A 26553-nucleotide genomic window follows, 5' to 3' on the forward strand; every position below is an offset into this window, starting at 1 on the left:
TTCTCCGGACTGCACTTTGATTGCTCCGTTGGCCAAGTTAATGATACGCACTTTATAGCGTTGCTGCGGGTCTCCGTCTTCATCCTGGTAATCCCACTTAATGACCGGGGTTAGCGTACTAACCACCGTAGGACTACTAGAACTGCTGCTTGTGGGATAGATGATGTTTACTGCCGGAATCCTATTTATCACCGTAATGTTTTGCGATAGCTCACGATACAATCCCAGAGAGTCTGTGACAACTTGTTTATAAGTAAAGGTACCGTTTGAACTGAACTGCTTGGTAAACTCGCTCTGCACACTCGTCAACCCTTCTGCGCCCCCGCTCGCCTTCAGGTAGTACTTATAGCTAATGGTATCTCCATTGGGCGTGTCTGCGTCCGTAGCTGTTCCCATGATGGTCAGTTTATCGGTACGGTAGATTGGAACCTGGGCAGCGTTACGGCCAGTGTCTGTCATGAGTGTAAAACCTGGAACCGGCGGATTGTCGATAATGAAGGCTTTCTCATTTGATATCTCCGACCAAGAGTTCATCGAATACGCTCTTCCTAAGATTGTAAACAGTTTAAATCTTTCAAAGGTGCCATTGGGCATTTGATATTGTCTTACCGCTCCGGTACTATCTGAATTCTCAATCGTTTTAGCAAGAATGTTTTCTTTAGTATAAAATTCGAGTCTGTACTGCTCTTGAGGATCATTCTCCGGATCTACATATGTCCACTTAATTAGTGGATCACCGGCTATGCTTGCATCGATGATTGTCGGACTTGCCGCTGTACCGGTCGGGGCGGTCAAGGTCATAGTCGGCGCAAAGTTCTCGTTTACCGTCACCTTCAGACTGGCAATATTTGATTTTGCGCCTATCTGATCTATGGCCCAGTGCTCAATGGTGTAAACTCCGGTATGGAAGAATGTCACGTTGACTGATTTATTATTGTGCAATAGCGTAGCCTGTCCCTCACTGTCGATCACGCGCCAGTAATACTGCAAACTGCTAGTATCCGCGCTGTCCAGATCCGTTGCTCCGGATGTATACGTTTGGGTAGTGTATTGAGTAGCCGCGGCCGGCCCCGAAATATCAGTTGTAGGAACGTGATTCAAAATTCCAAACACCCGCGTTGCATAGGCTTCCTGGCTTCCGTCCGATACATTCAGCCGCATTTCCCAGTCCTGTGAAATCGCCGCTTTGTCCGTGATTCCGAGCCCGCTAATCAGATTCCGGATGGCTACATTTTGGTTACGGTTGCTGCCGCTATAGATATAACTGCTGGTGCCCTTACGGCCATACCAGGTGTAGGAAAGTGCATCACCGTCCGCATCCGGATCTGGTGTTGTATTTTCCATCGTCACGACATCATCACGATATACTTGAGTTGGCATTGTAAATTGTGCAATTGGCTTGTTATTGATGACCGTAGCCCACTGAGAATAATAATTGGACCAGGCTCCACGGTTATCTCTAACCCGCAAAATCACCTCATAACTGCCAATGCCGTAATTGGTTAAGCTGGGAGGGATAACATAGGAACCGTAATAGTAGTAAACCTGCCCTCCATTTTTGCGGATGACCCACTCATAGGTATCCAGGTAATCGTTATCCGGATCATACGATTTATCTGTTAATGTTGTGCTTTTACGATAGCTTACATTAATAGGGTCAATAATAAAGTTGGCAACCGGAGGCAGGTTTGAGCCTGTACCCACTACTTGTGAAGCCCAGTCGCTATAAACCCCTTTCCCTTGCGCTCCATCTATGTCTCTTACCCGCAGACGTATTTCGTATGCGTCATTTGTCGGCCGGGAACTCAGCTGCCCATCGGTCCAGACTTCATCCCCAACCTTTCGCCATTGCCATTGATGTTCAATTAGTCCCTTATTGGATGAAGTGGTGTGGTCAATGTCAAAGGAGTTGTCTGTCACTTGAATGGTGTTCCCGATCAGCCTTGCCGAGAAGAGTGCGGTTGGTTTCCGGTGAATCAAAAAAATAAGGCTGGATTGATTGTTGCCGCTCCACAGCCGGAATTCATCAAAACGGTCATTTTTCGGATTATCCCGAACTTGAACAATTGCATTATATAATCCGGAGTACGGAAATGAGGTATACATCGTTCCTCTCCATAGTCCTGAATCATAAATCGTGCCCATCGGATTATCAAAAAAGCTAGAATCTTGATCGTAGCGGAATCGGATACTGTACTGCGGATCGGATTCATAGTCTGAATAAGTGCTGCTTATTTCAAATGGCGAATTAATCAGATAATAGTTTTTGTTCTTCAGCTTGTTTTTAACGTTGAAGTTAAACTGACCGCTCGCTTTATAGTTACGCCTATCTACAACCGTAACGGTCCCCGTATAACTCCCTGGCTGTAAGGAGTCGTTGATTGCATCTATGGGAATGGTAAACTGCTGCGAAGTATAGGAGTTATACACTTTTATTTTCCGGTAATACACATTAGGGATTTCAACGATTACATCTAACGCCTCATTATCCGGATCTTGCGCGTAGCCGGTAACATTAAATATGTTCTGCCCGCTTTCGTTAAGAATCGTAGCTCCGTTTTGTGTGGTCAGATTTAAGGTTGGAGGGGAGTTCACCTCCAGTTTAGCATCTGCAAAGTCAATCAATGGCCATTCACTATAACGTCCATTATATAAATTATCAGTAAAAAGAAAGACATGGCGGATCATTTTCGGATCACTGACCAATAAGCGGCCCCAACCAGCAAGTGCGGGTTGTGAATAATCCAAACTATAACTAGCCGCTGCTATGGAAAGATTTAGATGATCTTGTACTGGAGCAGGATGATAATAATCTTCACCTTTAGCAAAATCAGTCTTATAAATAAGTCCTGGCGCTGACCCGGTATACTCCTTTGTATAGTAATAAGGCGCAAACATCTCTCTCACTAAATTAGTATTCCCGCCATTCTCGGTCGACTCTTGAAAATCACCCTGAATCCAACCTTGAACATCCACGTATGGCGAAGAAGAAATACCCTTTTGATTCCACAAATACGGATCCTGTCCTGGCCCTCTGTCAACCGTCATCCAATAGTTAATATCTGACAAGTCATAGGTTAATACTCTTGTCACACGGTTCCATTTTATGTTGGTAACCTTGAAGCTGCTTCTATAGGCTGTTACTTTTGATTTTACATAGTAAGCCCAATACGGATCATCAGTTCGCGCTGTCCACGAATTAAAGACAGGTGCCCGCCAATCATCTGGCATTGTGATAGTTCCACTGAAAGCAGGAATTTCCACGTCCATATAATTTACATAAGTTGTATCTAATGCAGAAGCTTCATCTTGCTTTAAAGCAGATATAAGGCTGAATAATAACACAAAACATAAGGTAATTTTAGTGTGCTTAATAATCAGGCTCTTTTTAGAAGCCTTGGAAGCGAAAAGGATGAATTTCATGTGATCCTCCCTCTTTTACCATGACCAATCCGATAATGGAGGACGATTCAGAACTGTAACGATTCGTTCAGTCACATTCTGGGTCGCTGTATCCGCAGATTTACGATCATTTACTGTGACAAATTCATCTATTGTCGGTTGGCCAAACTCTTCTTTCGTTGTTAGACGAATTTCGTAACGTCCCACCTCGGTTGGATAGAAATTAATTCGATCCTGATTTCCGTTATTCATGAGCACCCATGCTTCTTCAGCATAGTTTCCATCGTTGTCTGAATCATATCTATACTCCCACACTCGCTTTGCTAAATAATCATAGTCAGGAGATATGGATAGGTCATCTAGAGTTACACTTGCCTTGTTCCCATTCGATGGATCCCGGTACACAGTATTTGGCATGGAGATATAGGGTACAGGGGCTTGGTCCGGCTGGACGGTAAAGTTGATCGCTTTCGTTGCCGAATAGCCCGCAGTATTTTCCACATACAGGGTGGCTTTATACTGTCCTGCGACTTTAATCAAAATGTCTGCATTGTCTGTCCCAGATAAGCTTCCACTGTACTTTATATCTGCATTTGTCCCTCCGGAAACTGCAGAAACCGTAAACTTTGTTTTACCTGGAATCATCGGAAAATCGTCTGCAACATTCTTACTGGCATTGTGCAGTGTTATTTTTCGATTTTCTTTTAACGTCCCAAGAACCTGTAACTTGGCAGCCGGCGCTGGTGCTACCACCTTAATATCTCGGGATGTCGTTGCTGTGAGTCCAGAATTATCAACCACAGTGAGCGTGATAGTCTGAGTGGTATCAATGGAATCCAGGTCGTAACGGGTATCACTCGATTTGCCGTATAAAGCATCTTGTACATTAGGATGCTGCCAGGTATATTTAACGATCGTTCCATCCGGATCGAAGGAGTCTGCTCCTGATACGATAAACCTTTCACCGGCTACAACTTGGTCTGGCATTGATATTCTTGCTTGTGGTGGTTTAACATTTGATGGCGTTGGAGTAGGTGTAGCAGTTGGAGGCGGTGTTGAACTACCATTATATGTACCAGCACTGGATGTGAAAGACTGCGTTAAGCTACTTATTGTCCCATCTGCTGTCACAATTGGCTTGGTGAAGCGAACGACAACTGACAATGTATAATCCTGTTTAAAGCTACTGGCCGCTGTCTTTGCCTTCGGAATCTTGAAATCAAAGGTCTGTGTACTGGTTAAAACCTTGCTATAATCCTTCTTCGTCAACAGGCTGCTATCATTCCCAGTTTCCTTAGCGTAGAATACCCACTCCTGGATGTTTGAGGTATCCGTGTAGGCGCTTAGGAGCCCCTTCAAGGAAAGAGTGACCGGAATATCACTGCCGGTCGCCCGAGTCGGGTTTGGATTTGGCTTAAGTAGTTGCACTTCACCGGTTAAAGTTGGTTCAGTTGGTAATGTATAGTCAAAGGTTACAGTACCCCCATAGGAATAGGTGGGTAAATTGGCAGACGCAGTATAGTAATACTTAACACCAGCCTCATAAAACCTTCCCATTGCTGGATAAACAACAGGAGGACTTGCAGTTTCTGTTACATCTTTCCATCCAGTTTTATCATCAGTCGCAATAGGAATTTGATAAGCTATTACTAATTTCTTCCCTTTTGGGTAAGCATTCTCCACCCATGCGGCTGTATCCGTTATTGTAACTTCGATAGAATTTTGATCAACGTACTTTTCGTCAACTGGTTCCATACTCAACGTTTTCCAGAAACGGCCAACGGTTGATTGATTTCCGGCCGCATTTACTGTAACTTTTGGGACCCTTTCTGAAGGATAGGCGGAGTCTGGTGCTGGTAGATCCTTTTTAGTCATCGTATCCGTACTTGGGCTGTAATCGTTTATCTGCCAAGTGCGACCATCAGCATACCGCCAAATGCTATTGCCGATTGAAGATTCAAATTTGTATTGTCCATTATACAGACCTTTTACTTGAACCGTTTTGCTTGCTTCAACACCTTTCAAACTAAGTTTAATCTTACCATTACTGATCTGTAATGAATTCACAGCATTCGTGCCGCTATACTTTAGAGTGCTTAGGTTTATGGAGGAAGCATTTACACCCGACGGTAAGTCAAGTGTAAATGCTTTTGCGCTGTTATCATCTCCAACAAGTCCTGAAGAAATAGGAACCGAAACTGTTCCTGATTGATTTCCTGATCCAGCAGCTAACGCAGTTTGTGAAAACAGACTAGATGCAATAAGAAGTCCAGTGACAAGGAGTGATGCTAAACTTCTCATTTCCCTACACCGTCCGGATCTACAAGATAGAGAGTCTTCAAATTATTTTGATTTGCAAGCGTTACAAAGAAATACCTTGGCTCAACTTTAACGTAATAGGCCTCGTAAGTAGTAAGAGATTGATTCGGCTTCAATACAAAATAACCAAGGAGATCTTTGCTATTAACTGGATGTTTTGGGTCACCTGGAGATAGGAGAGTTGTGTCACCATTATTTAGGGCATGATCGACCGCCACTGTCCATTTCCGACTAAGATCTTGCATATCTCTACGAATTGTCCGGGCGGTTTTATTAGTTATAGTAATTTTAGTCCATACCAAATACTTTGCTTTTGGATACAAATTAAGCGGTAAGAACTTATATGTTTTCCAAATATTTCGGGCATCTTTCGAGTTAACATCATAGATCATTACCTTATGCAGAGTATAAGACAGACCATCTGCAGTGATTGTAGCAGGTAAGTTTTGAGTTTTTGTCATACCATAATTAATAAAGTTGTCGGTCATGACAGGAGCTGCCGAAGGCTTAACTGTTGCTGCCGGCTTAGGCGTTGCAGTAGCCGCTGCACCTGCAGATCCCACTTGTCCTAAAGCTGCACCAGAAAGCATTGCAGCAGCCAAACCTACTTTAATAATAGTCTTTTTCATTTAATATCTCTCCTTTGATAAAATTACTTAGTAGTTAATATTAGGCTCGTAATCTATGTATAAAATAACGAGCACCGATACTCATATATATATTAGTTACTATATATATAGTATATCATGGCGCTCAAATCCAACCTAATATTTTCCTCTTATTTTCTTTCGCAATAACATTATTTATTTTCCTTATATTCATAAATAGCCGGCACACGGATAGCTTGTGGAACTCTAGATCGGGCAATTAGCACTGGATGTTTAGTCTCTATAACAGCAACAACAGCTGGACCGGAGAGATATTTAGTGATTCCATATTGTGCATCTTCATATAATATCGGAAACACCGTGTTCGAATCGTCTAGTATTCGAAAATCAACAATTTTCACACTAGCATTCAATCGACTTCCGGCAAGGGGAGTCAAATTTGCATCTAACCCCAGATTTCCTTCCAGTGTATCCTTAAACGTTTCCAATGCCCAATTTGGATCTATTATAATGTTCCCTTGTCCCAAAGCAATCATATCTAGCTCCTGAGACGCATCATGTACCGCCATATTATTTGCATCTTTCAAAAGGGAGCGGGTAATATCCCACTCTTGGTTCTGAACCTGAAAGAACATAGTAGATGTAAAGATAAGCAATACAAATACTAACTTAATCAAAAAATCCATAGTATAGATCTCCTTCAGTCCAGATATTCACTCATGATCGATCCATGACCGTAATATTGTGTTGGCTGCGCGACTTGACCAAAGGTATACGGAAACATATTGATTCTTGGTGCTCGAATATATACATCGAGACGAGTCTGACGATCCTGAATAGTTGTGGTCGAACTTGTGATTTCAATGTCTGTAGCTGCAAAACCCAAACGTTCAAGGTTCCTGGTGACTTCACTTCGGAGAGTTGAAGTCACCATCCCCTCGGTAGCCGCCTTTTGAGCCAGGTATGATGTGTTCGCTTTTACTTGCAGATCCATTAAATAATCTATGTAAGAAAATATAGGCTGCAATATAATGAACAACGCAAACCACAAGAACAACGCCCGGAGGATGGTTTCCTTCATTTCTACTTATCTCCTTTAATAGCTTTCTACTTTTTTCACTTCGGTGATGATGTTATCTTGTCCGGTCCCAATCCAGTTCGTGGCCGCGGTTATAAATATGCCAGCGATCAGCAGACCTATGGCCAAATAAATCGCATTAGTAACTGTTTTATTCATTGTTTTTTTAAGCCACTTCATTTATAAGCTGGCCAATAGCCGGCTCATGCTGCTGGATAATATAGCTTGTAGGAATTACAGGTGGGTTAGAAGTTGAGTTCGTCACGGTAGTTCTCACATAAGGGACAAGTACGGCAATAGCAATAATAATGCAAAGTAACGTAACGACTAACCAGAATGCTTTAGATACAGTTTGATTCATGAGTATATTCTCCTCTATTGGTTGATTTTGATTTTTATTTTCAAGTTCTTCTTTTGTACTTTTCGTTTTTTCCACCTTCACATCCTAACCACCTCTTTCGTACACTTGTATCTCACCCTCTCCTTTTAATATATGGATGGATCCTACAAAACTAATTTATTGATATAAACTCACTCCGTTAAACTGGCTTTTAATCAGCATTACATACATGAGTGATAAGCTTACAATCATGATGAATGTCGTTACTGAAGGTACCAGGGTCACGAAAGTGGAGATACTACCGATACTGGACCATTTCCGTTCATAGTTATCTGCTGAAATTTTGGCAATTATCTTGCTCTGCATATTTAGGTACGCCAAAACGTCCTCGTCTTCTTCCATGCTTTCAGTTGAGAGTAATATACTCCGGAAATCTGCAATGAATTGATGTTCCTTGGGGAACTGGCCGCAGAACCAATCTATTGCCTTTTCAGTCCCTTCTTCGACGGCGAGTTCAGCGAGTTGATACAAATCCTGACGAATGTATTGAAAGTGAATGGCAACCTCCACGCAGTAAGCACCAAATTCCGTATGTCCTCTTTTTTTCATACGATTGTTCTCATATAGTCTGAGGAATGAAATTAATTCTCCATCCTTTTTCATGATATTGGTCTTATATATACGCCTTAATATAGCCCCTAATGGCGCATACCTTGCACTGCTGGCAGCCAGTAGAATGCCCGCTGCAATCAGAAAGTCCATTGGATTTAATGGATTGCCTCGAATAAAATCAATCGTGAGTTGGACTGCCAAATAAAGAATGGTTGCTCCAAAACGAAACAAATTCACATTACCCGAAGTAGTCGGTACCCCGGCATCAGCAAGAAGGTTCTGAAGCTTTTCCGACTGCAGACGTTGACGGACACTTTGAAGCGTTAATTGTTTGCGGAACCGTTCATTGACATCTCTCTTTCCGCTAGTTAGAAAAACGACAAATGATAAGTATGCAATTCCAACAACAGAGAGAATTATAAACACCTTCTCCATGGTAACCTCCCTTTTCTAATAATTGACCTTAATGATAATCCAACTTCGGCTTTGCCAGGATCGTTGAGATTAGAAAAGATATAAACAAACTACTGACAATGATGGCAAAGAAGGTCAACCCCGTCGTCGTTTGAAATTGTAATTTTAAATAGATCTTCGGTGTTAAAAGATAAATAAAAGTACCTACCGATAACACGAGAACTAATATATTTCCGAATAAGCCTAGTTGAATTGCGTCCCGGTTATTGGACTTCACCTCTAGAATTGTTCCTCTCTGCTGCTCCATCATCTGAGTTAATTCCAGAAGCGCAGAAGGAAGTTGGCGGTTACTCTCACGCTCAGCATAGATTAGGTTAGAGACAAATATATTACCGAATGTTGTATTAATGGTAGAGGAAAAGCGCATGGCACCTTGATTTAGTTCCTCCACATCTGCATACCCCGCAAAAACTTCAGCCATTAATAATAAAGGTCTCTTCAAAACGTTATCATTGCTTACGAAGTCCGCAGTCTTGGTTAAGGCAGCACTTACATTGAGATAACCAAATTTGGCGTAAATCTTTATCACTTCTAATAGATCATAGCTCCCCTTATTTCGGCGTTGCGAAAAAGAATACCTTAATCGTAAGTAAGGGAGTAGACCTGCTATAAAGGATAAGAGTAACGAAAAGCGCCACATCGATTGGATAGGAAGAATACCTACGGCTGTATCTTCTAGCAATAGTGAATCTCCGGCAGATAATTGAACTGGAAGTTCGCGTATAGTCATAAGTACAATTAGTAATACCGAAATGAACACAAAGCAGGTACTCAGATAAAACCGTCTCACACTTGCTCCCGATTGATAATTGTTCTTCGTTAAATACAACATATTGTCCAGGTGACGATTCAGTAAAAATGATTGCTTTCCTCTTATTTTCTCCCGTTTTTTTCCGACCAGCCTTGATTTTGCAGTTCTTCGATAATCAATCCTTTTACTTACAGACAGATAATAATTATCAAGTATAGGAGTGATCATCAACCACATACCATACACAATAAGCATATGGAACAGTATCCGAACAAGAAATGTTACCATGTGTTAGGACCCTTCCCTTAGCACCATACGAGATTTAATACTTTCTTTGATTGGATTTACCATCGGTTTTAGTAAAGATAGAATATCCAATTCATTTAAAAAAGTTTTCGTTGCTGCAGCATCTTTTCTTTCCATTCGCTCTAATATTCCATTCGATAACTTGTTGTGATAAGACCAGCTCCCCTTCTCATACCGCATGATGTCATGTGCATAGACAGTGTTGTCAGCTTCGTCGTAGTACACTTCAGAGATTCGAGTGAGACGCTTTTGACTTCCATCGCCGTCAGATTTGAGAATGAAGACCAATTCACAAGATTTTAGTGCAGACATCAAATGTCCTTTTAGACTGCCGCCTAATCTTGTGGATACTGCAAATGCCCCTTGATAAGGAATATCCTCCGCATCAATGGTGTGAAAGGTTCCGGTCATGCCGTCATACCCCTTCTCACCGCTCCACAAGTAAAACTCCCATTCGTTATATCTCATTTCCGTCATATAAAGTATGTTCGGGTCATGACGCAATGACTCAACTCCAACTTCCATTAACTCCTCATTGGCAGCCTTTATCGGAATAATCCGATGCCCCTTAATTTGGTAAGGTAAAATGGATTCCGGGTGTTTTTCGATCATGACCACGCCCATGCATGATGTAGCATTATTCAGTTGTTCGCCTACAATAGTATTGGCGAATGTGGTTTTACCCGATCCAACGGGTCCAGCGATAATCGTATTTCGATATGTTTGACTTAAAGCACGAATCATTGATATCGCTTCTGAAGGGATTGCTCCTGTGCCGGCTTGATCATCCAAACTTAAATATTCGACAACTTGGCGCCGCATAGATATCGTTGTAAAACCATCCCACACTCTCGGAGGAACCCACAGCGCAAGACGAATATATCTTCCGGGCCATAGGGGGTCGTCCATTTTTAATTCAGCCGATGGATTGTCCCTGTTCAATTTCAAACTTGGATCCGAGGTCATAAGCTGTCGTCGTAATTGTTCAACGCGGTTGTCGGATGACATTTCATACGGGTACTGAACAAATCGTCCTTTATCATTGAAAAATATCTGCTTACCAATAATCTGCATCCCCGTGGAGTCAGCATATTTTTTATTTGTAAGCCAGTGATAGGCGGGACCAAACCCTTTCCACTCCTGAAAAAGCGCTTCGCGTACTTCCGTATACGCTGCAGGTAATTGACCGTTAAAGGGTTGTTTTCTGATGTGTTTTTCGATCTCGTTCATAAAATAATCGATGGCACCTGAGTAACCGATTAACGCTTGAAGATCATCATACCCATGACGAGAACTTTCTCTGTTTATTTCATTGCTCAAGGAAGTTTTCATATTCACCAAGTAGTTTTGAAAGTCTTCGTTTCCACTAGTGTTCTTCTGAAATATCCGTTCCTTAAGCCGAAACTTTCTTTCACTCTCATCGCTTACAACTCTATTCATGAGAACAGACCGCCTTTCTTCCTAATCTGTTCGTTTAATCCAACGGAAACCAAAAGCGCCTGGACTATTTCATCAACTGCCTGTAATTCTTTCTTTCCTAATGGCAGCGAATCAGGTAACCCCTCATAGTGAGGTATTTCTAAAATCACTTCGCTGCCCGTTTGGACGGCGAGATTTCGACTAGTTACAGCATCAGAGATATTATTACGGTTTATGATCAATTGAAAATCATAAGCTTGAAGATCCATGTGCTTAGCCAATTCCATAACATCCAGTAGACGATGAGCGTGTTTTGGATGGGTGACTAAAAGACGAATTGCTGATCGCTGCATCCCTATGTACCATGCAGCACTTTCAGGAATGCTACCGAAATCGCAAAGGACCACATCAGCATGTTTTTGGCATTCTTCCAGCAAGTACTCGATCTCATCCTCGGTATAATCCTGAGCGGATAGAAAATCGAAGTTTCCCGGCAAATAGCTGTAACCATCCTGCTTTATGAATCCGTCAAAATCCTTTTCATATAACATTCTGCCAGTTATACGCGACCGCAGCCGATCCAAGCTTATACTTGCAGAATCCAGGTATCCTGGATCATAAAGGTCCAATCCTAATAGGATGACTTTTTTATTCGTGGAGGCCATTCTTTTTGCAATTGTCTTTGCTATACTCGTGCATCCTATTCCAGGTCCAGACCCGAAAAAACCAATGATACGACTAAGACGTACCACATCTTCTTCAAGTACATACTTCACTTTTTCGATGAATCCATCAGTCGTCGTCCGGGGAGGTAAAAAGAAAATCCCGTGACTTTCGCAAATCAGATAGACAGATTCTAATTGTCTTAATTTTTTGGATTGGAACCAGTAGAGTAAAGACGCTTCCGGATAAGTTTTTCTAATCTCCGATAATTGGTTTGGTGAAACACGCTCTGCCGTAAATACAAATAGGCTGTCGCCTACTTGAGAATTATCCGGAAGAATGCTTTGAGTAACGACCTCATAACCGGCATCCTTCAGGTGCTGGATGTTTATGTTATCTAATCCATACGTAAAAATTTTCATGTATGATCCTCCTAATTAATACGTACTATCCACAGCTTGTAGCCAAGTTCAAGGTACCCCTTAAGCTCTAAGCCTTGCTCCACACTTAGAAGTAGTTCCGGCGTCGAAACCTTTCCAGTAGAAGTCACTCGATTCGTGGTTTTACCATCTTCAGTGTCACGAACATCGTTATTATCATCAGTTCTTACATAATTGACTGATATATCACTTAAGAATGATTTCTTCTCAACTGCTTCGTTTTCTACTTGATCTTGTTCTACTCCGGTCACCACTGACTGAGCCTGCTGCTTTTTGCGTTGTTCTTCAGGATAAACCAAGTAAAGATCAACCTTATCTCTAGCTCGGAGTGACCCGTTTATTGCGTAGATATCTTCTTTACGAATTGGGAAGATACCCTCTCCTTCTTTGGGCTCTAAGTCATTTACATCAACTAAGGTTTCAGTAAGAATAACTCCATCACTAACACTTACATTAAGAATTTTTGATTCGATCTCAGTCAGATCACGAATTGCGTTAGCTGGAACATCCTTCGATTGAACAGAGTCCAGATATACGTCCTTAGATGTCAGAACATAATTTTTAGGTAAATAGCTATTCGCAGGTGCTTTTACCTTCACGACCTTTTGAGCAAGAACATAAGGTTTAACATATAGGTCATATCCAAGTAGACCACCGAAACCAACCAACAAGATTAATAAAGCAAAAATGTAATTTTTCTTTACCGAAAACTTTAACAAGATCGCAAGCCTCCTTAATCATTTACATGTCTCTTTTTGAAGAAAGTAAATTTGCGTTTTTTTTCTTTCATTGGTAAAACAGGGTTCAATAAATTTGAAAGAACATCAGATATATCTCTGTTATTTTCAAATGGATTAGAGTTGAATGAATTCATCATAAAATTCAACTGCAGCTCTTTTCTTTCTTTTTTTGTGAAAATTCCGGTTAATTCTTCGAATCCCTTTGTGTCAGCAAGATTGACCATAATATTGCATGTCTTAGTCCAGGAGTTCACGAATAGACGATCTAAAAATTGAATTAAGGATTGGGTATCCCATAGTGCTGATCCCGAACTGATAAGGGTTAAATTTGCTCTTAAAAACTCCTTGAAATATGTCCCCTCTATTGATTGTTTATCCCCATGCACCACTATTTGTCCCAAGTCAACTACTACATATTTGTATCCTGCATTTAAAATTCTTATATAGTTTTCAAAATCAGAATTCGGAAAAAAATCCACACCAGAAACATGAAATCCTCTATCTAATTTCTTTGCTTCTTTATTCGTAGAGTTCCAATATTTAAATACTGAAGGATTTATGGACTGATTTAATAATTCAACACATGCGACTTCATGATTTTCGGAAGCTATGTAGCTTGCAATTTGAATGGCATTATAAGTTGTTCCAGATCTACGATCTGTTCCTGCAACAGCTATTACTACATTTCCGATTATTCGATCTTGCAATAGAATCCGATCTTTATAAACGACCTGCTTTCCCTGTGAACCGAATCCGGGAATTTTCGGGAGAGGTACGCCCATTTTTCTTGGGGATTTTCTATTCGGAAGGTGATCTAAATTCGTCGAGTCATTGATCTCGCCTTCCGAGGCATTTTCTAAACTGCTCTCTATGTCTGCCTTCTGATTCGAATGAGGAACTTCATCCTGTTGATCGAGCCTCTCTTGATTGGAGTCGGAATAAGGATAATTAATAGGATCAGCATTAACCTGTTTGCTTCTATGCTCGTCGTTAAGATCCTTATCCGGTTCATCAAGTGTCTTTGAATTCGAGACGTTTTTTTCACATTCAATAAATTGATTTTCTGCCGTTGGGAGCTCCGGTTCCAATTTAGGCTGCTGAGTAGCCTGGTGAGAGGTCTCAGTTACCTGAACACTTGGATTTCCGATTTCTGTTTCTTCATTTTGTTTTACTCCGTCAGTGTTACGAGCGTAGAGCTGCTGTATCGTATCGTGTTGGGCTATCCGCTTTTCAATTAACCCCTCTTCTAAATCTCTCCATGAAATACAAATGTTTTTCTCGTCTTTCAGCGTTTGGATTAAATCATCTTCATCTCGATAATGGATGAAGATAACCAAGGTATTAGAATCTCGATTGATCGATCGACAAATCCCTAAGAAGGCTGTATCTGATTCGATTACTGTTTCAGTCACAACTAAAATATCAACATTCTCATTTTCTGTGGCTGCTGCCCATTGCGGAAAAAAGAAATCAAAGGATTCTAAAGTACGAGTAAATCGTCCAACGGTACTTAATTCCTCAGTGATCCATTCTTTGAAATCCGGGTCTTCAGATAATAGAAATAGCCTTTTCATTTACTGCCCCTCCTTCCTGCCTATACCGGCGGTAATCGTTAATTCGATCTGTATATTAATATACTAATTAACATACACGTATTTAGGTGCTGATTCCCTTAAAATCGATTGTTGTGATGTTCGATATTTCGGGAAGATCCACCTGAAGCAGCAGGTAATATTTTCCGTCCTGCAGGATCAAATCTGCTTGTCCGGTCACTCGTCTATCATAGGTTCCTAACCGATACCCTGCAACCTGGAAGGGAATTTCAATTCGTCCTCCAATAGTCGATATCGAAATAAAATTCATCCATTTGAATGCAATTTGCCTTGTATCATAAACGACCGACGTTGTTTCCCCAAAAGTTAGTTTGGTTTTGGATCCCGCTTTGTACCCCTCGACAACCTTGCCTATCGCTCGAACGACCATTTGCGATGGCAGCTCGTGTGTCTCTCTCACGAGGTTATAACATTCTTTGGATAGCTTGATCTTATTTCGATGGGTTTTTGTCTGAAACCCTATCTCACTGATATAATTACACGCTTGGTTAAATCGTAGCATAACCTGGGTTAGTAATTCATGTTGTCGATCATTAGTGAGTAATTCTATTTTCATGGTATATAACACACTTTGACTCCTCCCCTTCGTGTCATCCTAAATCATAATATGTCTTCTTTCCATTATTGAAGAAGAAAAAGCCTTTTGATAAATGTACTTTATCGTAAAGTAAATCCTTATCGGTGACATACCAGGTAAACTGTGCCGCACCTTCCTGTTCCGCTATTTTGCTCGCGAGTATTGCTTTGTCATCGGATGAAACTAATACAACAAGAGTTGCTTCCGGCTCAACGTTTTTGATATGCTCTTTGAAAAACCGAGCTTGAAAGCGAATTGTTTTTACCCATTTTTCATCTTCGCGATGACAGAGAAGATAAAACGGTAAGTCACGGCCTTTGGGATTTCGGAGAATATATTTCGCTGTCGGAATAACCTGTTCTTCTTTCCATTTCAGGGTCGGATGAAATTCAAAATACACCATATCAAATGCTTCACGCAGCTTGATGTAAAGTTCATTGGTTATAATGTACTTATAGCGGAATAACATGGTTGCCGGCTTTGCGTATCTTGGATCTCTGTGTCCCAAGAACATACCAAATTTAAACTTCAATATGTCAGCACCACTGTCACCTAGCTCGTATATGCTCGGTCTGTTTCGATCGGTGCCACCGGAATAACTTGTCCACTGAATGCGTCTTATAAGTCCTAGTTTTAGGAGACGATTTATTCTTTTCCTTACTGATAGGTCTCTATCTACTTCTGGAAAGAAAAGACGTTTTATTTGGTCAAGAACTACCCACCGATGAATGTACATAAACTTGGTTAACTCGATGTCTCGTTCGGTAATCCAATTCTTCTTGATCTTCTCCTCTATATAGTAGAAATCATTCGCGGGCAGTGGGCTAAGATTTGTAATAAAAGCATAGGGATCATCCCACTGTGGCTTTTCCGGTAATACGGTATTCATCTGTGCTTTTATCAATGGGGATACAAAATGTTCCAATAGATCTCGTCCTTCCCTTAGGTGAGTTCATGAGGGAACGCGACGATCCTTGAGGCAATTCTACGACCCTTTGCATTAACATTCTTTATGCGAATCGTGCAAGTTTTCCCCTCAAGAATACCATCGCGCGGCATTTTATTTGGAAACCATGCAAGGGCCTCAACGCCTGGCTCCAATTTCACAAATACCCCCACGTCTTGAACCACACTGGTTATACGACCAGCATAATAGTTTTCAACACCATACTTTTCATGTACACGATCCCAAGGATCTTCGAGCAATTCCTTTCTCGATATACGCACATGTTTCTTCTCGCGATCAATGTGAGTAATCTTAACTGTTATCTCTGTTCCTAGTGGTATTAGACTACGGCCGGATATGGTCCAATCATATTCGTAATCTTGAATAGGCATTACACAGATGACGCCTTTTACTCGAACATAAAGTCGCTCATCCTCAAAACCTGAAACGTGACCCGTAACGACGTGATGCAAGTCAGCTGTGTCCCAAAATTCCTCCTGCAATTCTTCGTTAGCCTGGACACGAGATAAAAGGACAATTCCTTTCTCTTCATCAAACACTTTTACCTTCTCAGCATCTTTTCCGAGCTTAGTAACATCCAGTACCATGAAGTCGATTGTATGGTCAATAAATCCAACAAGAGACCGGTATTTGTGTTGATCGAATTGATCTTCAAAAATCAATCCTTTCAAACCGTTGTTCAATTTAATTAGCGCACATTGCATATTCTTTCCGAGTGGTGCGTGATTTTCTACTCCGATGACAACGCCTTGGTGAATTTGTTTACGACGCAGCGATGTTTTGTATTCCTGAATCGGGTTGGTTACTAATGCTTCATTCATCATGCTTTCCTCCCTATTTTTACGTAAAGATGATATCGGTTTACATCAAGGTGGCTAAATCCCACAAGATATAAAATTCCAAAATGTTTATCAATAACGCTAAGTGATTTCGTTTTGAAATGTGCATTAACTATAGGTTCTTCAAGTTCGCTTTCCCATAAAACCTGATAAACTCCATTCCTTGTTGGCTGCAGACCTGAAATATCGATTTGGATGCTAATGATTTGCGCTCCTGATCCGGGATTAACTTTACTATCTGGCTCCATCTCATTCAAAAGAGATAGTACCGTATTATTTATTTTTGACCATTCGCTTAACAATCCTGGCTTATGTTTTTTCATGTGGTCAACGATTGCGAATAGGGGCACAGTATCTAACATAAAAAGCCAATTGTTATAAAACTTTTCAAGTACACTCGCATTACACGACGGGTGAGTAAGGACGAATTCCAGTTCGTCAATTATGTTTGATGGCTCTTTTGCCATTGCATACTCCCTTCTTCAATACTTTTACTACGGTATATTGAATAATTATCTAATTAATATATTAGTATATTACTATACGAGTATTGGAAAGAGAAGAATTATTTTATTCGTGTTAGGTGACTTGGCTTTCTTTTATTAGTCTTTGGCTGATTTTCAAGTGATTCTAGTAATTGAATCTCTACAATGTGTTTCCCCATGCGATCACATGTGCCATGAATTCCATAAACATACCCTCTATAGTTCATCACCACTTCATCATCGTACACCATCCCTCCTTTCACTTGCTCTATGAGATACCTCAAAATCTCTTTGCCGTAATATATATCGCCTGCGATTTCAGCATCTGGATGATCGTACAGTTCCGATAGTCCCTTAGAAATATGTTTAACCGGTTGACCAGTATCAATATTCAGAATTGTGATAATCCGAGCTGCATCTATTTTTGTATAGACCACATGTACCAGTTCATCATTACCCAATTCTAATTTGATCAGTTTTCCGTTATAATTCCATGTGGTATTGACATTAAAATTAAATGTAAGGCTAAAGATTCCATCCAGAATATCGAGAAGCAACTGTTCCTCTTCTTCTCCCCCATGCTCCGCAATTAAGTCAGGGTAACCATAATAATGCAGACCATGTGTGCGCACGTATAATATGTTCCCGTCCTGATCCGTTGTCGTCACGGGCAATAGTGATGGGTCGAAAAAATGGTACAATTGTTTCAAGCCTCCTCTCTGTAACCTACTTTGATTATATGCTTATTTACGATTTTCTCAAAATTTTTTATTGATTCTATTGTTTAATTAAATCGTGATTTCACTCAATACCGAATATGTACAAAAAAAGGAGAAGGTTATTTGCTATCCTTCTCCCTGTTATATTTTGGACATTTATATCAACAACTCTAATTTTTCGATGACTGGCGCATTTTCCTTTGTCGTTTTAAGTAGGCGGTGTTTCTCTACCATTGCAAGGTCAATAACATTTTCTCTAGCTTCTTCTTTCGTGTGGCCCATTGCTCCCAGTCGAAGTTCTGGAATATATGCGGAGAAGTTTCTATCTCCCTGGTTTCCTTCGATCAAAATAGTAACTTCTACCTTTGTTAATTGTATTTCCATAATAAATCTTCCCTTCCTTGGGTCACTGGTTCTTAACACTTAATTTTACTAATTGGTATAATAAAATTCAGACTATGAAAACAAGTTGCCATTACTTATGTACTATTTTTAGTACAGTCGAATTGTACTATACACCCTAATATTTGGTCAATAATTTTTTTCCAGAAATAACCCATGGTGTCAACAATCGACAATTAATACTTATAATCGACATAATTCGACGTGTCATTTATTGTATTTATTTTCTGTAAACTAACTTAATTTTTGCTTAAAATCTTAATTAAAGGATTTTTTTCCCATAAACGATTAATCATGATATATTTACAGAAGTTCTATACACAACAATGAAAATGCAGGACTCCTAACCCCCTAAAGTTTAGGCTATCTGGCCTATACTCTCCTATACCATTTTGCAGAAGGGAATTATTCAGATGAATGATCAAATAGGTTCATATCTCAATGCATTGCGCTTATCTTGCAATTATAGTTTACGAGAAGCAGCAAGACGAAGCGGGTTATCCCATGGCTACATTCGTGATGTTGAACTCGGCGTCAATCGTAAATCAGGAGCTCAAATTATTCCTATGCCCCAAACCCTACGTAAGTTTGCAGATGCCTATCAAGCTGACTATAACCAATTAATGATAATTTGTGGTCATTTTGATTTACCGGAAACCAACGATAGTCCTTTCGAACTAATCGAAATTGATCTAAATAGTGTTTTATTTATTCAGGTAGACGGAGATAACTGTGTAAGATATCATTCAGCAGACAACGTATTCTCAGAAGTGAAGACTTTGCACGATTACATGATCCTTGAAGAGAAGTTGGAGAGAAAAAAATTCTTCCGTGTTAAAAGTGGTATATATGCTAACCTTAACCAAATTAAAGCTTATGACGAACATAAGGGACAAATCCATTTTGACCAGGGAATGAAGGGTAAATTTATAGACATTTCTTTTATTAACTCCTATAAATACCGCAATGTTTTTAAACGTGCAGTAGCAAAGAATACCAACACAAGCATGGAAATCGAAATGAAAACCTCGTGCGATCTCTACTTGGTAATTCGTAACATACTGCATTGATACATTAAAACTTTCAACCTTTATTTATGCAGAGTGTGTTTCAATATATAGACAAGAGGGTAACTTTAACTTGGTTATTGTAGTAAATTTTAGGTTATACTTATTGTATACATATTTGCATTCATATCACCATTTGTTGTATAATCTGCTGTTAAATATTGCTTGTATGTTATTAAACTATCATATGTGCTAATATATTAATTAATTGAATAGTTAACGATAAGGAGCGTATTAGCAATGACAAATGATTTTGAAATTGAAGGAACTCTAAAAGATTATCTAGAACAAATGATCAAAAACCTACCTAACGGTCCAAAGCTAATTATGCTGGCACTTTCAAAAAAAGATTGGAACAAAGAAGATTTATCTCTTAAAAGCGGTGTCCGACGCGGCGAACTCAATTTTGCAGTTTGCTGGATAGAAGCTTTGGGATTCGCTCAGTTTAATAGCTCTGGAAGACAAAAGTTGTACCGACTTACTCCTCTTGGACAAAAGGCGTTTGAGATGTTTAATCCTTTGTTTCTTGATGTTACTGAAGAAGAAGAATAATGATCTCTATATAAAAAAGGCAAACGAGAAAATCGCTTGCCTTTTTTGCTCTATATTTAACCTCCTTCAGAATCACTGTTGATCCTTCCAGCTCGTCCAATAAGAGTTAGCTTCTTCTCTAATTCATTTAGTTTCGTATTGATCGATGCTTGTTGTGGCTCTTGTTTTTCTTGCACTGGTATAATCTCTGACTCAACTGTTTTACTATTTATAGTCTCAACTTTCTCTCCTTCCTCTCCCCCGGTATCCCATACGGAATTGCGAATAACGTTATCTATACTTCCATCTTCCTTTTCTGCAGCTGTATTCTTTTGCTTTTTTGCTTCCATGGCTTTCTGTTTTATTTTTTCTAACTTCTTCACTTGTTCCTGTCCTACTCCATCTACACTCGATTGCAATGGAGTATCCATCGAATTCTCTTTAACAATAGACACAGGACATTCTTCCTGCCCTACTTCATCTTTGTTGTCCTGGAGGGTATCATTCTCAATTATTACTTCAATAGGCGCAAATAGCTTACGTGGCAAGGGATAGACGAGTCCGATTACAGGATCCATCCTTACATTGTTCTGAACCCCTCTAAACAGACATTCTCCAGGTTCACCGGTTTCAGGGTTATACCCCTTCAGTCGAGTTATTTGGCTGGGTAAGATTCGATATCGTTTTTCTTCTTTCAACTGCGTCTTAAACCCAGTGGTTGACATCTCATCCGTTCCACTACTTTGGCCAATTTGATATTCTTCACCAATCATGTCCGCATAATATTCGGCATCGTCGTTATCTAGGCCGGCCAGAATAAATTTTTGTACAGCATTCTGTTTTACCATGCCTGCAAGACGTTCGCTCACGTCCTCCATTTGAACATTTCCCTGATGTATTACATTAACATATACTTCAAATTCGCGTGCCATTTCCAGAAATGTTGAAAATTCTTCATCCGCAAACATCTCTACTTCATCGACGGTTAATTGATGAGGGCGTACCTTCTCTTTCAGATTCCGTCGAAATGTACTGGCTCGTAAGAGATTTAAATATAGGCGGCCAACTGTGTAGGTTAAAGTCTGGAGTGTACCATATGCCCCGTTAACGAGGACCACTTCACCGTTGCTAAGTGAATCGTCAATGTTAAATGTTGATGGACCACAAAAAATACGTTGAATGTATTTATTTGATGTCAACTCACTTAAATAGTCATAGAGGTTCGAATAAGTCTGCATTGCGTGCTCTTGTAATTTCCCCCCACTTGCCATGTTGCGCGTATATTCAAGGAGAAGCGGAACCTCCGATTCCCTTCCAATCAATTCTGACATTATTTCTGCTCGGAAATCATCATTAATTGGTTGAATTAATCGGTTTAAATCATTGTAAGTACAATCGTTACCCATGACCATTTTAAGCGCTTTAATGCCAACCCGTAATAGCTGTGTAGATCGACTTTTAAAATATTGCTCTGAATCTGGCCCAAGATAACCATGAAAAGCTGAAACGTTCGCTTCAGTCATTGGCTCGATATCTTTTCCTTCAGGAACAAAAAATGGATTGAGGCAGTCAGTAAATTCGTATTCAGGATCTAACCGGCGATAAGTTCTTCCTGTCCGGTCCATAAAATTAGACAACCTGTTTATCAGGGAACCTTTCGGTTCTATGATGGTTGAGCCAATAAAATCATTGAGCAAATCCTGAGTGATTAGATTAGTAGCCAACAGAGTTTTACCAGCTCCCGTACCACCAATAATTTGACCATGCTGCGCACGATCACCTCTTTTTAATACTTTCAGTTCACTTTGACGATCCTTTGTAGGAACTGTAGTAAAAAGCTCAAGTTTACAATCCTCTGAGTAATATCGCAAATGTTCAAGGCAGTCCTTTTTTATTCAGATCTATTTGATTCAGATCTAATCTATCCATTTCCATCAGATCCATATTTGAAATGCCTTTTTTATTTGAGTCCCCCTTCTTCTCTCCCGGTTTCCCTTTTGAAGCCATCTCCGACACTTCAACGATAGTGGAGAGTTTATTGAATATAGTCGATCGTATATTCAGGTGGAGTGTGTAATAAAGTGTTAGGGCAATGCCCCCGATAAACATGACACCTGAAATCAGTAGTCCTAGCATATCTGGTACAAACCTCATGATAATTTGGCCGACGGCCATAATACTTACTACATTAAGAAAGGTTTGGATGATGGGCTTTGCATAAACACTTTTGAATAACAATGGACATGAGTATATCAAATGCCCTAACAAACAAGATAGTAAAAGTGGGATCGCTCGGTAAAACACCGGCTCCCCAACACCGTACACAATGTCTTGGAATTTCCCTACTAACCATAAGAAGCATAGTATTAACATTGTAAGGATCGATAAAGCTTGAATATTCCAGATAGAGTTTTTGTTTGCGGGATCCATAGTAAATCTTCGGACAGCAATGAATGCAGTTTTGATTATAAACGCCATTGTGTGTCCAATGGCTGCAAATATCCCGCCTATAACCATGCCAAGGAACTTCAAATTATTTTCACTCCTTTTAAATAGTATGTTAATTAATATATTATCTAATATACTATTATAATTTCTTCATTTAGTCATCCGAATTTGTATACGGGTAACTCTTTGTCATCTGTATTATAGTACAATTCATCACTAGTGATGAATTGTATGTGGCATATGATTCACATGTTAATCAGACCATTAACGCACTATTCTCTTATGAATCATATATGGGTCACCGCATGTTCATCACTTATTCATTTGTGATTATCTATAAGTGATCTACATATCATATGTGATTCATTGATTTTGAGGTTTTTTTTAATACAAAAACACATTTTTACTAGTCAATCATACATATAAGACGACTTATTATGAAGTATTTATGATAGAATAATATAACAGCAACACTTGTGATCTACATATCACTTATGCATCACAGATGAAGGAGGTATGATATGGAATTAGAGAAGGCTTGGAAGATTACTGAGTTTTCAAAATTAATAGACAAACACTATAACACTGTAGACCAGTGGTTCAAGGCGTTAGAAAACAAAAATATTCATTATGTCAACCGAATCATGGGTGAAAAAGTATATAATGAATTCGACTTGGAGATCGGAAAGTATATTAAAGAGTGCAGAGATAAGGAATTCAGTCTTCGAATAATCTTTGAACAGTTGCCTAGTATCTATGAATTGCGACCGTTCCCTCCAGATTGGTCTACAGGCGATACCCTTATAGATATTGAATCGATCAAACGAATGATGGAGTCTAAATTCGAGGATAATTTTCAAATTGCAAAATCTGAAATTATGGAAGAGGTTAAACGAGTTACCAAAGAACTGTTTGAGGAACAACGCCAGTTGCAACCACCTCAAAAATCTCCTGAAGAACAAAAAACAGAGCGTATAAATGAAATGTTGGGCCGCATGCGAGTCGAACGAAAACTCGAAGACCAGGCTATCCAGGCGTGGGCTGAATTGCCTGATTCAGAGCGAGTAAGGAAAGTAGGATTATTCCGGAAAGATGAGGACTGGGGTAAAAGAGATGCGTTTATTAGAAGGTATGTTCAAGAACATATCGAGAGGGCCTTAAAAGAAGAATATGGAATACAATAGGACGCCTTTTGGCGTCCATTATTTTTCAAAAGATATTTAGTGTATATAGCTATGGTAAATTTCAGCAATAACATCAAACTCATTCGTATACAATTATAATAGAATATTAATCATATATAAACATAATTAAAACGGAATACAAATTTTATATAAACTCATTTAATATTTGATTATACATCATTTTGTATTTGATATTAATATTATTCAAATACAAAGTAAGAATTTATCTAACAAAAAGGAATAACATAATAAAAACAGCGGCCGTCTTGGACATTATTTTCGTCCATTTCAGTCGCTGTTTTATATTGTGAAGTCAGTCTATAAATATAAGTATAAATCCCCAACCTTGATTTCTCAAATCTTCACTCCTCAACTGAAAATAATGTAAATCTATCATAAGAATTCATATAAATGTACTGGTAGTTTGGATCGTTACAACGAATCAAGCACGGTATCATGGTGCTTACGAGTTAGCGATAACGACAGCAGCGCTTCAGGATCGTGAGCTTGATCAAACAACAGTTGCTCACATATTTTATGATGGTTTTGGATTAACCAAAAGCGGGTCTAGCTCCAAGGCCACCACGACCGGATAAAACAACGACTGCTCACATTTCATGATTCTTTTAGGTTTAGCGACTGCGGTAACATAGCGTACGGACGGCAGCCTGTGTCAAAAGAAAAATTTCATACCGAGAAAATAAAGTTTTGGGCTGAAAATAGTGTATTGAGCTAACGTGACTAGGTTGGCTGTTCTGCAATTCAGGTTCCTGTATCTGCTGGATGACTCCTTCGGAGGCGCGACGCCGAAGATGCGGTATGACCGAGCTCTTCCGGTTCTGAAGCAACGGCCCGGGCCGCAGCCAATGCTGGGTGTTTAAGGTAGGCCATCTAGCGAAGGTATTTCTGAATGTTCTTAGTCGCGCGGTTTCCTGCAGCTCCTGGATGTTGGCCGGAAGACACGCCGCCACGCTCGACCCTGTGTAGACTGAAATATAAATCAATAGAATCAACATTGTACGGAAAACATCAATTCCATCCCTTCGAGCGAAAATGAGTGGATCGCTTTATGGTTTGATCAGAAGTTGCCTTTTGCTACGAAGTTCATGAGTTAATGCAATTTTAAAGGGCGAACATCCTTTATCGTTGCCGTTATAGCCCGTTTTAACGCGCCGGCGATCGTAATGCCAGGGTCTGCATATAGAGGTGTCGTTCTCGAAAGAAAGCTCAAGAATTATGGAAAATAGTTGAAACAGCCAGGACGAGCCAAACGTAATAAAAACAGAGGAAAGTGGAATGGATATTCTTTATGAAACCAATTCAAAGGGGGCAACTACCCATGAGATTAAATGGCAAGCGCATTGCAGATCTAACCGCAGAAGACATTGGCCAGCTTATAAGCAACAAAGTACCTGAATCGATCACACTGGAATACAAAGAAGAAGGACCAGATCCAAGCGATGCAGGGAAAAAGGAGTTTCTGGCCGACTTATCGGCCATGGCAAACACTAACGGTGGGTTGCTTATCTTCGGAATAAAAGAAGCCCAAGAAGACGGGAAAAATGCAGGCTATTCGGAAGAAGTAACCGGCATTAAAGATCCCCGAAACGGAGATCCCGTAAACGTCGAACAACTGAAACAATTTTTGGATAGCGTAATCCGGGACAACTTAGTCCCAAGATTATCCGGAATCGAATACGCGGCCATCCATTACGATCCGGATCGGCTGGTATTCATTATAGACGTGCCGCGTAGTCTGCAGGCCCCGCATATGATCATATTCAAAAACGACTCCAAGTTTTTTAAACGAACCAACACCGGAAAGTATCAAATGGATGTAAGGGAGATTCGAGAGGCCATGTTAAGAACACACGGATGGAAAGAAAGCGCAGAGCAATTTAGAGAAGTTCGAATTAAGGCAAAACATATAGCAAACCCTAGTCCAACCTATGATGGAACCGTTTTGTTGCATGTAATACCGCTCGGGGACAGGGAAAACATAGATCTCAAGGGGAAGAGACAGGAAATGATGGAGCTATTCCCACAAATAACAGGCCGAGACACCGTAACCTTTAATCTGGACGGACTCAAAAAGCATTCAACATCAGCAGAGGAATACTATTATCAGATATACCGAAACGGTGGCATGGAATCCTGTGAGGTAATTTGTTACGAAAAAGACGATAACGGGTCTTGGGAAGTCGATTTGCCCCTAATCACCAATACAGCCCTCAGGCATCTACACCATTACATGGAGTTTGCCAAAAGTCAAAACATCACCGTCCCATTCGTGGTGTTCTTGAGCGTCATCCATATGGGCAAAGCCCTTGTAAGGGTACGGCATATTGGAAAACAACCATTTGCGCAAGGCGAGGATATAATCCTCTTCCCAGGAGTCATTATCGATGAGAATACTGCAAATTTGCCTGCACTCATGCAGTCCACATTTGATATACTCTACCAAGCATGTGGACTAGAATCATGCAATGTCTATGACAGCGCAGGCAATTACACTTATGAATACTTAAGATAACCCTCGTCATAGATTTCCCAATAGATGAACTCATTA

25 protein-coding genes are annotated in these 26553 nt (G+C 40.1%); 4 read left to right on the top strand and 21 right to left on the bottom strand.

The window, feature by feature from the left end:
• The 19 genes from AQR02_RS28510 to AQR02_RS28595 all read right to left on the bottom strand — a co-directional run.
• Positions 1-3423 (bottom strand): hypothetical protein (locus AQR02_RS28510; RefSeq protein WP_209444335.1); only part of this gene is annotated, 3423 nt, incomplete at its 3' end.
• A 15-nt stretch (positions 3424-3438) separates the two neighbouring features.
• Positions 3439-5703, bottom strand: a complete 2265-nt coding sequence (locus AQR02_RS28515) for a hypothetical protein (RefSeq protein ID WP_054943696.1) — start codon at positions 5701-5703, stop codon at positions 3439-3441.
• Positions 5700-6350 carry a hypothetical protein gene (locus tag AQR02_RS28520; RefSeq protein ID WP_054943697.1) on the bottom strand — a complete coding sequence of 217 codons (651 nt, stop codon included), beginning with the start codon at positions 6348-6350 and terminating at the stop codon, positions 5700-5702. Before AQR02_RS28520 ends, AQR02_RS28515 begins: the two co-directional genes overlap by 4 nt.
• 170 nt (positions 6351-6520) lie before the next feature.
• Positions 6521-7015, bottom strand: coding sequence for a hypothetical protein (locus AQR02_RS28525; RefSeq protein WP_054943698.1), 495 nt, complete (start codon positions 7013-7015; stop codon positions 6521-6523).
• Between the two features lie 14 nt (positions 7016-7029).
• A complete protein-coding gene (locus AQR02_RS28530) occupies positions 7030-7410 on the bottom strand; it encodes a hypothetical protein (RefSeq protein ID WP_054943699.1) in 381 nt (126 codons plus the stop codon).
• A 15-nt stretch (positions 7411-7425) separates the two neighbouring features.
• Positions 7426-7587: a hypothetical protein gene (locus AQR02_RS32730; RefSeq protein WP_159067874.1), complete on the bottom strand. Its 162-nt coding sequence runs from the start codon at positions 7585-7587 to the stop codon at positions 7426-7428.
• A complete protein-coding gene (locus tag AQR02_RS28535; RefSeq protein ID WP_054943700.1) occupies positions 7574-7849 on the bottom strand; it encodes a hypothetical protein in 276 nt (91 codons plus the stop codon). Before AQR02_RS28535 ends, AQR02_RS32730 begins: the two co-directional genes overlap by 14 nt.
• A gap of 75 nt (positions 7850-7924) precedes the next feature.
• Positions 7925-8794, bottom strand: coding sequence for a hypothetical protein (locus AQR02_RS28540; protein WP_054943701.1), 870 nt, complete (start codon positions 8792-8794; stop codon positions 7925-7927).
• 28 nt (positions 8795-8822) lie between these two features.
• Positions 8823-9839 (bottom strand): hypothetical protein, encoded by a 1017-nt coding sequence (locus AQR02_RS28545; RefSeq protein WP_209444336.1) that lies wholly within the window; start codon positions 9837-9839, stop codon positions 8823-8825.
• Between the two features lie 36 nt (positions 9840-9875).
• Positions 9876-11330, bottom strand: a complete 1455-nt coding sequence (locus tag AQR02_RS28550; RefSeq protein WP_054943703.1) for an ATPase, T2SS/T4P/T4SS family — start codon at positions 11328-11330, stop codon at positions 9876-9878.
• Entirely contained in the window at positions 11327-12394 is a 1068-nt protein-coding gene (locus tag AQR02_RS28555) for a CpaE/TadZ family protein (RefSeq protein WP_054943704.1), read from the bottom strand. Before AQR02_RS28555 ends, AQR02_RS28550 begins: the two co-directional genes overlap by 4 nt.
• An 11-nt stretch (positions 12395-12405) precedes the next feature.
• Positions 12406-13131 (bottom strand): CpaB family protein, encoded by a 726-nt coding sequence (locus tag AQR02_RS28560; protein ID WP_054943705.1) that lies wholly within the window; start codon positions 13129-13131, stop codon positions 12406-12408.
• Between the two features lie 14 nt (positions 13132-13145).
• Positions 13146-14726 (bottom strand): hypothetical protein, encoded by a 1581-nt coding sequence (locus AQR02_RS28565; RefSeq protein ID WP_054943706.1) that lies wholly within the window; start codon positions 14724-14726, stop codon positions 13146-13148.
• A gap of 82 nt (positions 14727-14808) precedes the next feature.
• Positions 14809-15165, bottom strand: coding sequence for a hypothetical protein (locus AQR02_RS28570; RefSeq protein WP_245237783.1), 357 nt, complete (start codon positions 15163-15165; stop codon positions 14809-14811).
• Between the two features lie 190 nt (positions 15166-15355).
• A complete protein-coding gene (locus AQR02_RS28575; protein ID WP_054943708.1) occupies positions 15356-16267 on the bottom strand; it encodes a replication-relaxation family protein in 912 nt (303 codons plus the stop codon).
• A 17-nt stretch (positions 16268-16284) separates the two neighbouring features.
• On the bottom strand, positions 16285-17130 hold the full coding sequence (locus AQR02_RS28580; protein WP_054943709.1) for a hypothetical protein: 846 nt from the start codon (positions 17128-17130) through the stop codon (positions 16285-16287).
• Positions 17130-17615: a hypothetical protein gene (locus tag AQR02_RS28585; RefSeq protein WP_054943710.1), complete on the bottom strand. Its 486-nt coding sequence runs from the start codon at positions 17613-17615 to the stop codon at positions 17130-17132. The genes AQR02_RS28580 and AQR02_RS28585 overlap by 1 nt, the downstream gene beginning before the upstream one ends.
• 98 nt (positions 17616-17713) lie before the next feature.
• Entirely contained in the window at positions 17714-18343 is a 630-nt protein-coding gene (locus AQR02_RS28590) for a hypothetical protein (RefSeq protein WP_209444337.1), read from the bottom strand.
• A 165-nt stretch (positions 18344-18508) separates the two neighbouring features.
• Positions 18509-18736, bottom strand: coding sequence for a hypothetical protein (locus AQR02_RS28595; protein WP_054943712.1), 228 nt, complete (start codon positions 18734-18736; stop codon positions 18509-18511).
• Positions 18737-19167: 431 nt separating this feature from the next.
• Between AQR02_RS28595 and AQR02_RS28600 the strand changes: the two genes are divergently transcribed.
• A complete protein-coding gene (locus AQR02_RS28600) occupies positions 19168-19824 on the top strand; it encodes a LytTR family transcriptional regulator DNA-binding domain-containing protein (RefSeq protein WP_082452134.1) in 657 nt (218 codons plus the stop codon).
• Between the two features lie 237 nt (positions 19825-20061).
• Positions 20062-20373 (top strand): hypothetical protein, encoded by a 312-nt coding sequence (locus AQR02_RS28605; RefSeq protein ID WP_054943714.1) that lies wholly within the window; start codon positions 20062-20064, stop codon positions 20371-20373.
• Between the two features lie 56 nt (positions 20374-20429).
• Here the strand turns inward: AQR02_RS28605 and AQR02_RS28610 are convergent, their stop codons facing one another.
• Positions 20430-22223: a type IV secretory system conjugative DNA transfer family protein gene (locus AQR02_RS28610; RefSeq protein WP_054943715.1), complete on the bottom strand. Its 1794-nt coding sequence runs from the start codon at positions 22221-22223 to the stop codon at positions 20430-20432.
• Positions 22224-22227: 4 nt separating this feature from the next.
• Positions 22228-22884: a hypothetical protein gene (locus AQR02_RS28615; protein ID WP_054943716.1), complete on the bottom strand. Its 657-nt coding sequence runs from the start codon at positions 22882-22884 to the stop codon at positions 22228-22230.
• Between the two features lie 437 nt (positions 22885-23321).
• Between AQR02_RS28615 and AQR02_RS28620 the strand changes: the two genes are divergently transcribed.
• Positions 23322-23984 carry a hypothetical protein gene (locus AQR02_RS28620; protein ID WP_054943717.1) on the top strand — a complete coding sequence of 221 codons (663 nt, stop codon included), beginning with the start codon at positions 23322-23324 and terminating at the stop codon, positions 23982-23984.
• Positions 23985-25323: 1339 nt separating this feature from the next.
• A complete protein-coding gene (locus AQR02_RS28625) occupies positions 25324-26517 on the top strand; it encodes an AlbA family DNA-binding domain-containing protein (RefSeq protein WP_054943718.1) in 1194 nt (397 codons plus the stop codon).
• Positions 26518-26553 lie beyond the last annotated feature (36 nt).

This window comes from Paenibacillus ihuae, from assembly GCF_001368795.1.
Lineage (GTDB): Bacteria > Bacillota > Bacilli > Paenibacillales > Paenibacillaceae > Paenibacillus_AQ > Paenibacillus_AQ ihuae.